This is a genomic window from Nitrosomonas sp. (genome assembly GCF_019752415.1).
Classification (GTDB): Bacteria; Pseudomonadota; Gammaproteobacteria; order Burkholderiales; family Nitrosomonadaceae; genus Nitrosomonas.
Map to the genome: position 1 here is coordinate 85,028 of NZ_JAIEME010000002.1, position 11,823 is coordinate 96,850.

The following is an 11,823-nucleotide window of genomic DNA, read 5'->3' on the forward strand; positions in this document are numbered from 1 at the left end:
ATGCTGCCCCCACCGCAACAACTAACAGCTTATTTTTGAGGAATTATTATGTCTCGCCCTATCCGCAATATCGCCATCATCGCGCACGTTGACCATGGCAAAACGACAATGGTCGACAAACTTTTACATCAAGCCGGCACCTTTGCCGCACACCAACAGATTTCCGAGCGCGTAATGGATTCCAACGATATCGAGCGTGAACGCGGCATTACCATCTTGGCCAAGAATTGTGCCATAGATTATGAAGGCATCCATATAAATATCGTCGACACCCCCGGCCATGCCGATTTTGGTGGCGAGGTAGAGCGTGTTTTGTCGATGGTGGATGGTGTATTGTTGCTGGTTGATGCAGTCGAAGGTCCGATGCCGCAAACCCGTTTTGTCACCAAAAAAGCTCTTGCACTGGGACTGCGTCCCATTGTCGTGATTAACAAAATTGACCGGCCGGGTGCCCGTGCTGAATGGGTCGTCGATCAAACGTTTGATTTGTTTGATAAACTCGGCGCCAGCGATGAACAACTTGATTTTCCCGTCGTCTATGCTTCCGCATTAAATGGCTTTGCCTCATTGGAGCTGGAAAAACCTAGCACGGACATGCGCCCGTTGTTTGAAACCATCATCAAACACGTTCCCGCCCCGGAAGGCAATCCGGAAGAACCCTTGCAATTGCAAATCAGCGCCTTGGATTACTCCAGTTTTGTCGGCCGCATTGGCATCGGACGTATTCGTCGCGGCAAGCTGAGACCCGGCCAGGAAGTGATGATATTACTGGGAGACAAGCCGCCTAAAAAAGCAAAAGTCAATCAGGTTCTCGGTTTCCAGGGTTTGGAACGGATACAAATGAAAGAAGCCTTAGCGGGCGATATTGTACTGATCAATGGCGTAGACGAGCTGAGCATCGGTACCACGCTGGCCGATATCGACAATCCCGAAGCATTACCTATCCATATGGTGGATGAGCCGACGCTCACCATGACCTTTCAGGTCAATACCTCGCCTTTTGCCGGACAGGAAGGCAAATTCGTCACCAGCCGTCAATTGCGCGAACGCCTGGAAAAAGAATTGCTCATCAATGTTGCAATGCGGCTGGAAGAAACTAACGAAACCGATTCATTCCTGATCTCCGGACGCGGTGAACTGCATCTCACTATTTTGCTGGAAAATATGCGCCGCGAAGGCTACGAACTGGCCGTCTCCCGCCCGCATGTCGTGATCCGTGAAATCGACGGAGTTAAATGTGAGCCATTTGAAATGCTCACGGTCGACGTGGAAGAAGCCAATCAAGGCGCGGTGATGGAAGCCTTAGGTGCACGCCGCGGCGATTTACTGGACATGGTATCGGATGCCAAAGGACGTGTCCGTCTTGATTATCGCATCCCGGCGCGCGGCTTGATCGGCTTCCAATCCGAATTCATGACCATGACACGGGGTACCGGTTTGATGAGTCACGTGTTTGATGAATTCGCCCCAATGCGGCAGGAAATTCCACCGCGCAGAAATGGTGTGCTGATTTCTGCCGAAAAAGGTGAAGCCGTTGCTTATGCACTATGGAAATTGCAAGATCGCGGCCGCATGTTCGTCAGTCCCGGCGACCGCCTGTACGAAGGCATGGTGATTGGCATACACACCCGTGATAATGATCTGGTAGTCAACCCGATCAAAGGCAAGCAATTAACTAATATCCGCGCATCCGGAACCGACGAAGCAGTCACTTTAGTCCCACCAATTCAGCTCACCTTGGAATCCGCGATTGAATTTATCGCGGACGATGAGCTGGTAGAAATTACGCCTAAAACGATCCGTATTCGTAAGCGTTTCTTGCTGGAACACGAGCGTAAACGTGCATCACGGGTAGCGGCTTAATATGAGTAAAGTCTCGATCACCTGAAATTATGATCGAGACTTTACTCAATTAGTCTAAATTAGTAAGAAGGACGATCATACAAACTGGATCGCTCTACCGGACACATCAAACCATACCGACTGAGAACTTTTTCAACGAGCTTACCAAACCACACAGGGGCCGTTGGTGAAACATGGACGGCTTTGATAAGATCTTGAGGTATGACATCAACCAATACTGAAACCATTTCGGGAGATATTAGCGATGTATTGATGTCTTCCTTCGACCAAATGATTGCTCTAAGTTCGCTTTCGTGTGCAAAGCTTATCCTTTTGTGTACAAAAGGGAAAAAGAGATTCCCGTAAGGTATTGGAGTACGATCGTAGTCGATATAGCTAACCATAGATGTTCTTACTTTCAGTGATGAAGCTGCTAAAGCTGCACATAGTGCATCATGATCACTGCGGATCGCGACACCTTCCGAACTCTGGAGATATAACTTCCACATTGCAGCTGACTCATGCTCATTAGCAAACCAACAACTGATAAACATCTCTCTTCGCGTAACATCCATGTGTTCTAGCAACTGATCAACCGCGGATTGCGGTAGACCTCCGTTCAACTTAGGGTCTTTCATGAGAGCTATAGCAGCTCTTGACAAGGTTCCTTCATATGGATCTTCGAATTGATCAGCGCGGGGAAAATAAAGTTGCCGAGTTTCAAGAAGGCTCAGCAACTTTGTGAAGTCTGTATACCTCCAAACCTTGCAGTTTGTGGAAGGGGGCAAAAAGCACTCGTGACTGTTATCGAGCAAATTGAAAATCTCACAAATTATAAAATTTGTTTCGTAGCTTATTAGATAAATTTATATTTTTACATCTAAATATCAATATTCGTCGCCCTCAACGCATTCTTCTCAATAAATGCCCGCCGTGGTTCAACCACATCGCCCATCAGTGTAGTAAAAATCTCGTCGGTCAATATGCTGTCTTCAATCTGCGCACGCAGCAGGCGGCGGTTTTCCGGGTCCATGGTGGTTTCCCATAATTGGATGGGATTCATTTCACCCAGGCCTTTATAACGTTGCACATTCACGCCTTTTTTCGCTTCTTCCAGCATCCACTCAAGGGCTTGTTTAAATTCACTGACGCTTTGCTTGCGTTCGCCGCGTTGTATGTAGGCACCCTGACTCAGCAAGCCTTCAAATACCTGAGAGGTTTTCTGAATCTGCGCATAATCGCCGCTTTCGACAAAATCATTATCCAGGTAGCTGGTCAGCACATTGCCGTGCGACATGCGCATGATTTTCAGGCGATACCGTTCATGGATTTCATCATATTCCGCGACGATTTCTATGTCTTTTACCCGAGATGCCAGCCGGGCTGCGCTGTCTATTGCCGCTTGCTCGCTGCTTAAGTTAACATCCGGCTGGCGCAGCAGTGCATGCATGACGTTACTGTCGATCATTCGACTCATACGCTCGATCACCGATTCTGACAGAATATATTCATTGGCGATTTTTTCCAGTGTGTCGCCGGTCAAAGGCGGTTTTTCTTCGCCGGTATACAGCTCAGCGTCGGCTAAAGCCAGACTCAGCATGTGTTGTTTTAATTCATGGTCATCTTTGACATAACGTTCTTTTTTGCCGTGTTTGATTTTGTACAGCGGCGGTTGCGCAATGTAAATGTGGCCGCGTTCAATCAATTCTGGCATTTGCCGGTAAAAAAAGGTCAATAGCAAAGTGCGGATATGCGAGCCGTCTACGTCCGCGTCGGTCATGATAATGATGCGGTGATAGCGTAGCTTGTCCGGGTTGTATTCATCCTTGCCGATGCCGGTTCCCAGCGCGGTAATCAGCGAAATAATTTCCTGGGAGGAGATCAACTTATCAAAGCGGGCTTTTTCTACGTTCAGGATTTTTCCCTTGAGCGGCATGATGGCTTGAAATTTCCGATCGCGCCCTTGTTTGGCGGAACCGCCTGCAGAATCACCCTCGACCAGGTAAAGTTCGCATAATGCGGGGTCTTTTTCCTGACAATCCGCCAGTTTTCCGGGTAATCCCATGCCGTCGAGCACACCTTTTCTGCGCGTTAGTTCGCGGGCTTTACGCGCCGCTTCTCGCGCTCTGGCGGCTTCTATGACTTTATTGCAGATAGTTTTAGCGTCAGCCGGATTTTCCAGTAAAAACTCGGAAAGTTTTTGCGCCACAACTTCTTCCACCACCGGCCGCACTTCCGAGGACACCAGTTTTTCTTTGGTTTGCGACGAAAATTTCGGTTCAAATAGTTTTACCGACAGAACACACGACAAGCCTTCGCGCATGTCATCACCCGCTGTTTCAATCTTGGCCTTTTTGGTCAGCTCATTTTTTTCCATGTAGTTGTTAAGCGTACGTGTCATGGCAGCACGTAAGCCCGTCAGATGGGAACCCCCATCTTTTTGCGGAATATTATTGGTGAAACACAATACCTGTTCGCTGTAACTGTCATTCCACTGCATCGAAACTTCCACCGCAATGTTGTCTTTCGTACCGGTCGCATAAAAAATATTAGGGTGCAGTACCGATTTGCTCCGATTGATGTATTCAACAAAGTTTTTGATTCCGCCGGTAAAAGCGAATTTCTCATCCTTGCCGGTACGTTGATCGATTAAGTGAATTTTTACGCCGTTGTTGAGAAAAGACAGTTCGCGTAAGCGTTTGGCGAAAATATCGTAGTGGTATTCGATATTTCCAAAAATTTCCTTACTCGCCAAGAAATGTACTTCGGTGCCATGGCGTTCGCTTTCTCCGGTGATTTCCAGCGGCTTGACCGGAACCCCCAGGCGAAACTCCATTTGGTTCATTTTTCCGTCGCGGCGGATGGTCAACTTTAACCATTCGGATAAAGCATTAACCACCGATACGCCCACGCCGTGCAGCCCGCCGGAAACTTTATACGAGTTGTCGTCGAATTTTCCGCCGGCATGTAATTCGGTCATTACAATTTCTGCGGCGGAACGTTTTAGGTCGTCGTCATGTTTGATCCCGGTCGGGATACCGCGTCCATTATCCAATACACTGACCGAGTTATCCGGGTGAAGCGTTACAGTTATATCATCGCAATGTCCTGCCAATGCTTCATCAATCGCATTATCGACTACTTCAAAAACCATGTGGTGTAAACCGGTGCCATCGCTGGTATCGCCGATATACATGCCAGGACGTTTGCGCACCGCATCCAGGCCTTTTAGTATTTTTATGCTTTCAGAATCGTAGTCATTCTGATTTTCATTGGGTACATTGGTGTTTGGATCACTCATCAGTTTGGCGCTTTATGGTTATGAAGTTTAAGAAGAATGTTTCAACTTTTGAGGATTTTGGTCATCCCTGCTGAGAAATGTTGTTAAATTCTCATCGGCATGACGATGTATTTGAATTCTTTATTTCCAGGGATTGTTATCAGAACACTGCTATTGGAATTTTCAAAGGCACATTGTACCGTTTCGCTATTCACATTGTTCAATAAATCCAAAAGATAGGTGATATTAAGGCTGATATCCACTAATTCTTCGTTGTAATTAATTTCAAGCTCTTCTTCCGCTTCTTCCTGTTCGTTGTTTTTACAGATAATACGTAGCGTATCTTTGCTGACGATCAAGCGCACGCCACGGAATTTCTCGCTTTGGTTGGAAAGTATTGATACCCGTTGCAGCGCTTGCAGAAAGGTTAAACGATCTATTTCAAACAACTTATTGTTGTTTAATGGAATAACCCGGTTGTAATCGGGAAATTTACCGTCAATGATTTTCGATGTGAGAATGATATCAGAGAAGGAAAACCGGACTTTATTCTGAAAATATTCTATTTTTACCGGATCTTCATTATCTTCGAGCAATTTGGATAGTTCAAACACCGCTTTGCGCGGCAAAATGACTTCCTGCTTTTTCTGTGCCGTATCCAAAGCAGCTGCGATATAGGCCAAACGATGTCCATCGGTACCGACACTGATTAACTGCTTATCTTCAGTCAATAATAAAAGTCCGTTCAGGTAGTAGCGGATATCTTGTTGTGCTACTGCAAACTGCACTTGATGCAAAAGATTTTTTAATTCATTTTGTTTCAGCGTGATAGTGGCATCGGATTCTGACGCTTCAACAACTTCGGGGAAATCTTCTGCCGGGAGTATTTGCAGGTTAAATGCACTTTTCCCGGATTTAACCTGCAGGTGGTCGTCTTTCCGGGTTAATGTAATTTCTGCGTCGGCTGAAAGCGAACGCAGAATATCCTGAAATTTTTTAGCAGAAACCGTCAAAGCAAAATCCAGCTTGGCTGCAAGATCCTTTGTCGTTACCGTTTTGATTTGTATTTCGAGATCAGTGGTCAAAAAGGAGGTCTTTTCTTCGTTTTGCTGAATCAGGACATTTGATAGGATTGGTAATGTCTGACGTCGCTCTACAATTCCGGTGACGGTTTGCAGCGGTTTTAGTAATGTGTCTCTGTTAGTTTTTATTAAAAGCATTTATATAAAAGAATAATAGTAATTAGATAATGTCTTCAATACTTCTGTATCGTTTCTAACATCAAATGAATATCAACAAGATAGCATAAATTTTTCGTTTGTATGAAAACTGTATAGTGTTTGGATGGTTTGTGGATAAAAATAGTAATTCTTTAAAATGCGTAGTTATGCACAAACTGTTAGACAGTTATCAACCTCTTAAAATGAGTATCAGCGCGTTAAAATCCCGGCTCACAACCGGGTCGGAAACACGTAATTCATTAATTTTCCGGTAGCCGTGTAATACCGTTGTATGATCTCTTCCACCAAATGCTTCGCCGATATCCGGTAAGCTCAATGAAGTCAGTTCTTTAGCGATTGCCATCGCCATTTGCCGAGGGCGCGCGACGATACGTGTGCGTTTCTTTGAATACATCTCGGATACTTTGATTTTGTAATAATCGGCGACAGTTTTCTGGATGTTTTCAATGGATATCTGGCGGCTCTGTACAGCCAGTAAATCCTTTAATGCCTCTTTGGCCAGATCCAGCGTTATTTCCAGACCAACAAAGCGTGAGAAAGCCAATATGCGTTTTAATGCGCCTTCCAGCTCACGTACGTTTGAACGGATATGTTTGGCGATAAAAAATGCCACATTTTCATCTAAGCGGATTTTTTCCAGCTCGGCTTTTTTTAACAGAATCGCGACACGCATTTCCAGTTCGGGTGGTTCTACGGCAACAGTTAATCCCCATCCAAAACGGGATACCAGCCGTTCTTCCAATCCGGAAATTTCTTTGGGATAGGAATCACAGGTGATGATGACTTGTTTATGCGTTTCGATGAGTGCATTGAATGCGTAAAAAAACTCTTCTTGGGTACGGTTTTTCCCGCCAAAAAATTGCACATCGTCGACCAGTAAGAGATCCAGCGAATGGTAGTACAGTTTAAACTTATCAAATGCCTTATGTTGATAGGCACTGACGACGTCGGATACATATTTTTCAGCGTGTACATAGCGGATTTTGGCGCTCTTGTCATTTTCATGCACGTAATTGCCAATTGCTTGGATTAAATGGGTTTTTCCCAAGCCTACGCCGCCGTAGATAAAAAGCGGGTTATAGGCAATGCCGGGTGATTCCGCCACTTGTATAGCGCCGGCTCGTGCCAGTTGATTGGCTTTTCCGGTTACGAAATTCTCAAACGTGAAATTGGGATTCAGGTTACTGGGATTTTTTTTGCCAGGCGGGTAGGCAGTTTTAGGTTCTGCTTTGGGTTCATGCTGTACTTGCACGGGTACTGGATCCGGCAGATTATTTTTCGCTTCGGTTTGAACGGCTAGTTTCAGATGGAATTGGATTTTTTTGGCAAAATAAGCCTGTGCCATCACCTCTATGTGCATGATGAAGTTATCCTTCACCCATTGCGAAACAAATCGATTGGGAGCAATCAGAACGACTTCATTGTCGCTATTTAATGCAGAATCAATTTGTAATGGTTTGATCCAGGTATTAAATTGCTGTGCATTGAGTTCTTTTTTGAAATGATCAAGACAAGATAACCAGAAAGTGCTCAGTGATTGCATAATTTTTTATTCTTTATCTGTCTGGTTTTAGAAAGCAATAACAATGCAATTTTAATTTAATAAATAGCTGATCTTATATTTCCAGATTATCGATCAATCGTGTTTTATCCAACCAAGCAGCGCCCAAGATTACCAAATCTACATCATTAACCTGTGCGGGTAGCAGAGAGCTGCGTTTATGAATACTGATGTAATCAACTTTCCAGCCACGTTGAACAAGCTTGTTGGTGGCATTTTCTTGCAATATCAGAAAATCTTTGCATCCGGAAATAATTTCTTGTTTGATTTGAAGGAGCGTTTGATAAAGAGTGCAAGCCTCCATACGCTGCGCTTCGTTCAAATATTGATTGCGTGAACTTAGAGCTAAACCATCCGCTGCCCGGACAGTTTCACCTGCAACAATTTCAACGGGTAAATTCAACTGTCTTACCATTTCACGCACGATATGCAATTGCTGATAATCCTTTTTGCCAAATACAGCTAGGTCCGGTTGGATAATATTGAATAATTTCAGTACTATCGTTGCAACGCCGCGAAAAAAACCCGGACGAAATGCACCTTCCAAAGTATCTGCTACAGGGGGTAATGCTAGCAAGAATTCTTGCGGTGTAGGGAAAAGAATTTTTTCATTGGGTGCAAAAACAGTCTTGACATTTAGTTCGGAAAGTAATCTGCAATCATTGTCAAAAGTCCGCGGATACCGGTCGAAATCTTCATGTGGCAAGAATTGCAGCCGGTTGACAAAGATACTGACGACAACACAATCGGTTAACTGTTTAGCCTGCTTGATCAGCGCCAGGTGACCGGCGTGTAAATTTCCCATGGTCGGAACAAAAGCAATGGATTGTTCACTTTTGAGACTATTACGTAGCGCGGTAATGTCATTAAATAGATTCACGCTGGATTTAGCTATTAAAATTCATGTTCTTTACCTGGAAACTGGCCGGTTTTGACAGCAGTGACATAATTTGCAATCGCTTCCTGGATGCTTTTTGCATCCGCCATAAAGTCTTTTACGAAACGGGGTTTTTTACCTTGAACCAATCCCAGCATATCATGCAGCACCAAAACCTGGCCGGAGCAATCGCCGCCTGCGCCGATGCCGATTGTCGGAATGGATAATGCTTGGGTGATTTTTTTCGCCAGTTTCGCCGGCACGACTTCCATTACCAGCAGGCTTGCTCCCGATTTTTCCAGGATTTTGGCATCATCCAGCAATTGCTTGGCTGATTTCTCCGAATTACCTTGTAATTTGTATCCGCCCAGTTGATGAATCGATTGCGGTGTCAGCCCAATATGGGCGCAAACCGGAATACCGCGTTGAGTCAAAAATTGGATTGTATCCGCCATGATTTGACCCCCTTCAATTTTAACCATGTGTGCACCCGCTGCAAGAATTTTAGAAGCATTCTCGAAAGCTTGTTCGGATGAAACTTGATAGCTGCCGAAGGGCATATCGGTAATGATGAATGCTTTGCTGGCGCCGCGCACAACACAACGCGTATGATAAATCATGTCATTCAGCGTGACCGATAAGGTGGTGTTTTCTCCGTGCAAAACATTGCCTAAAGAATCACCCACCAGCAAGACATCAATGCCTGTATTTTCCAGGATAGTTGCAAAAGTGGCATCGTAACAGGTCAGAACAGTGAATTTTTCATTGTTCTCAACCATTTTTTGCAGAGTGGTTTGTGTAATTCTCATACTTTATAGGGATAGCAATTATTTTTAGAACTTTGAATTTTTAGAAGCGCCCAGATGCATATCGGATTAGTTCAAGCCTTGATTTGCTCCAGTCTTTGTTCATTGCATGCTGTAAGCAGTATCGCAATGTGGCCATGACCTGGAATAGTACAATCCGGAGCGATTTCCATCAGTGGTTTCAGGACAAATGCACGTTGCGACATACGCGGATGCGGTAAAGTAAGCACTTCATCACGACATGCCAGATTATCATACAGCAGAATATCGAGATCCAGCGTACGCGGCGCATTCAAAGATTCGCGTACGCGCCCATGCCGGAGTTCAATCTCCAGTAATGCATTGAGTAGCGCATGCGGTGAAAGATGTGTTTCAATCAATGCCGCCGCGTTGATAAAATCGGGTTGATCCAATCGCCCAACGGGAGCACTTTTATACAGCGAAGAATGGCTTATTAAGTGTGTACCCGGAAGCAGTTTTAATTCATCAAATGCTTGCTGTATCTGGGAAATCGGATCTTCTAGATTACTGCCTAAAGCAATAAAGGCGTGACTCGGTGTTTTTCTCATGGGGAATACAGATTACCCTTCTCCATTTTGGGTCGAATCCTCCGGAGAATCAGCGAGGCTGGGCGAAGATTTTTTACGGCTGCGTTTTCTCTTGCGTTTTTTAGGCGAAGTTTGGTTGAGCAGAAATTTTTCCCGCTCTTCATTATCCGCGGATAGAAATGATTTCCACCATTCACCGAGTTCCATGTTCAGTTCACCGCTTTCACAACGCAGCAGCATGAAATCATAAGCCGCGCGAAAACGCGGATGAGTGATTAATCGGAACGGCTTACGCCCGCTACGAGCTTCAAAGCGGGGCTGCATGGCCCAAATTTCTTGGATGATTGCATCAAAGCGGCGAGGAATCGCGAGTTTCTTATGTTGTATTGCAAGGATCTGGTCCATTGCCTTAAATAAGGCAGGTAAAGGTTTCTCCCCGGCAGCCTGGAGGGAATCCCAGGTGGAAAGCACTTCGTGCCATAGCAGTATGGCAAACAAAAATCCGGGAGAAACGGGCTTATCTTGTCTGATCCGCGCATCGGTGTTCTTAAGGGCAATGGTGATGAAGCGTTCGCCCAAGGGTTGCTCGAGTATGACATCCAACATCGGCAGAAGACCGTGATGCAAGCCGCGTGCCCGTAATTCAACCACACAAGCCAACGCATACCCCGACAATAACAGTTTCAACATTTCATCAAACAGACGGGATGGCGGAACGTTTTGTAGTAAAGGTGCCAGATCACCAATGGGCTTGGCGGTTTCCGCTTCTATTTGCATATCCAGTTTAGATGCCAGACGGACGGCGCGTAACATGCGTACCGGATCTTCGCGGAAGCGTTGTATCGGATCCCCGATAATACGCATTTTTTTGGCTTTGATATCTTCATAGCCATTCAGGTAATCAAGAATCTCTTCCTTGGCAGGGTCATAGAACAGCGCATTGACTGTGAAATCACGGCGAACAGCATCTTCTTCCTGACTGCCAAAAACATTATCGTGTAAAAGACGGCCGTGTTGGTCGGTCTGCTGGATCGATGCATGATTATTCTCTTCGTCGGGAGAATTCCCGCGAAAAGTTGAAACCTCCACCGTTTCAGCGCCACACATCACGTGAACCAAACGAAAACGTCGCCCGATAATGCGCGATCGGCGAAAAAGCTGGTATACCTGCTCGGGCGTCGCATTGGTCGCCACATCGAAATCTTTTGGTGTCAATCCCAACAGCAAATCCCGTACGGCGCCTCCGACGATAAAAGCTGAAAACCCGGCCTGCTGAAGGGTGGTGGCAGTTTTAAGCGCGCAGGGAGTGATTTGGTTGCGCCGGATGCCGTGGTGTTTGAAAGGAATAATACTCAGATTCAGCTTCAGCTTTGCGTTCGATTCGGAAGCAGGCGCTTTGCGGCTGAATACTTTGCGGAGAAATTTACGGATCATTGCGATTGTTAAAGTATCCGGCTCTTATTATATAACGGATTAAAAATTCGGTTGAAGCCAGCCGGTAAGCCGGGTTCTGTCGTGGACAGTCATTCCTCTAGGTGTACAGTTACCCGTACACTCAAGCAACCTACCCGCAGGCTCTGCGAGCAACATCATCGCCTGCCTATTTGGTCTTGCTCCGGATGGAGGTTACCGCGTTTCACCGTAACTGAATACGCTCGTCTCTGTGGC

General features: G+C 45.6%; 9 protein-coding genes and 1 other RNA gene. 1 reads left to right on the top strand and 9 read right to left on the bottom strand.

The window, feature by feature from the left end:
* Nucleotides 1–48 precede the first annotated feature (48 nt).
* Entirely contained in the window at nucleotides 49–1,863 is a 1,815-nt protein-coding gene (typA, locus tag K2P83_RS00625) for a translational GTPase TypA (protein WP_292925936.1), read from the top strand.
* A 59-nt stretch (nucleotides 1,864–1,922) separates the two neighbouring features.
* Here the strand turns inward: typA and K2P83_RS00630 are convergent, their stop codons facing one another.
* The 9 genes from K2P83_RS00630 to rnpB form a co-directional block, all read right to left on the bottom strand.
* Nucleotides 1,923–2,480, bottom strand: a complete 558-nt coding sequence (locus tag K2P83_RS00630; RefSeq protein ID WP_292925937.1) for a hypothetical protein — start codon at nucleotides 2,478–2,480, stop codon at nucleotides 1,923–1,925.
* Nucleotides 2,481–2,722: 242 nt separating this feature from the next.
* Nucleotides 2,723–5,143 (bottom strand): DNA topoisomerase (ATP-hydrolyzing) subunit B, encoded by a 2,421-nt coding sequence (gyrB, locus tag K2P83_RS00635; protein WP_292925938.1) that lies wholly within the window; start codon nucleotides 5,141–5,143, stop codon nucleotides 2,723–2,725.
* A gap of 83 nt (nucleotides 5,144–5,226) precedes the next feature.
* Nucleotides 5,227–6,342 (bottom strand): DNA polymerase III subunit beta, encoded by a 1,116-nt coding sequence (dnaN, locus tag K2P83_RS00640; protein ID WP_292925940.1) that lies wholly within the window; start codon nucleotides 6,340–6,342, stop codon nucleotides 5,227–5,229.
* Between the two features lie 190 nt (nucleotides 6,343–6,532).
* A complete protein-coding gene (gene dnaA / locus K2P83_RS00645; protein ID WP_292925941.1) occupies nucleotides 6,533–7,906 on the bottom strand; it encodes a chromosomal replication initiator protein DnaA in 1,374 nt (457 codons plus the stop codon).
* Nucleotides 7,907–7,979: 73 nt separating this feature from the next.
* Nucleotides 7,980–8,804, bottom strand: coding sequence for a pantoate--beta-alanine ligase (gene panC / locus K2P83_RS00650; RefSeq protein WP_292925942.1), 825 nt, complete (start codon nucleotides 8,802–8,804; stop codon nucleotides 7,980–7,982).
* Nucleotides 8,805–8,818: 14 nt separating this feature from the next.
* Nucleotides 8,819–9,610 carry a 3-methyl-2-oxobutanoate hydroxymethyltransferase gene (gene panB, locus K2P83_RS00655; protein ID WP_292925944.1) on the bottom strand — a complete coding sequence of 264 codons (792 nt, stop codon included), beginning with the start codon at nucleotides 9,608–9,610 and terminating at the stop codon, nucleotides 8,819–8,821.
* A 71-nt stretch (nucleotides 9,611–9,681) separates the two neighbouring features.
* Nucleotides 9,682–10,176, bottom strand: a complete 495-nt coding sequence (gene folK / locus K2P83_RS00660; RefSeq protein ID WP_292925946.1) for a 2-amino-4-hydroxy-6-hydroxymethyldihydropteridine diphosphokinase — start codon at nucleotides 10,174–10,176, stop codon at nucleotides 9,682–9,684.
* A gap of 12 nt (nucleotides 10,177–10,188) precedes the next feature.
* Complete coding sequence (pcnB, locus tag K2P83_RS00665) at nucleotides 10,189–11,589, bottom strand: polynucleotide adenylyltransferase PcnB (protein WP_292925948.1); 1,401 nt, start codon at nucleotides 11,587–11,589, stop codon at nucleotides 10,189–10,191.
* A 49-nt stretch (nucleotides 11,590–11,638) separates the two neighbouring features.
* An RNA gene (rnpB, locus tag K2P83_RS00670) (RNase P RNA component class A) lies at nucleotides 11,639–11,823 on the bottom strand; the annotation flags it as partial.

Excerpts from the sequence above, each read along its gene's own strand:
- typA (WP_292925936.1), top strand. The coding sequence starts at position 49 with ATGTCTCGCCCTATCCGCAATATCGCCATCATCGCGCACGTTGACCAT.
- K2P83_RS00630 (WP_292925937.1), bottom strand. The coding sequence starts at position 2,480 with ATGAAAGACCCTAAGTTGAACGGAGGTCTACCGCAATCCGCGGTTGAT.
- gyrB (WP_292925938.1), bottom strand. The coding sequence starts at position 5,143 with ATGAGTGATCCAAACACCAATGTACCCAATGAAAATCAGAATGACTAC.
- dnaN (WP_292925940.1), bottom strand. The coding sequence starts at position 6,342 with ATGCTTTTAATAAAAACTAACAGAGACACATTACTAAAACCGCTGCAA.
- dnaA (WP_292925941.1), bottom strand. The coding sequence starts at position 7,906 with ATGCAATCACTGAGCACTTTCTGGTTATCTTGTCTTGATCATTTCAAA.
- panB (WP_292925944.1), bottom strand. The coding sequence starts at position 9,610 with ATGAGAATTACACAAACCACTCTGCAAAAAATGGTTGAGAACAATGAA.
- folK (WP_292925946.1), bottom strand. The coding sequence starts at position 10,176 with ATGAGAAAAACACCGAGTCACGCCTTTATTGCTTTAGGCAGTAATCTA.
- pcnB (WP_292925948.1), bottom strand. The coding sequence starts at position 11,589 with ATGATCCGTAAATTTCTCCGCAAAGTATTCAGCCGCAAAGCGCCTGCT.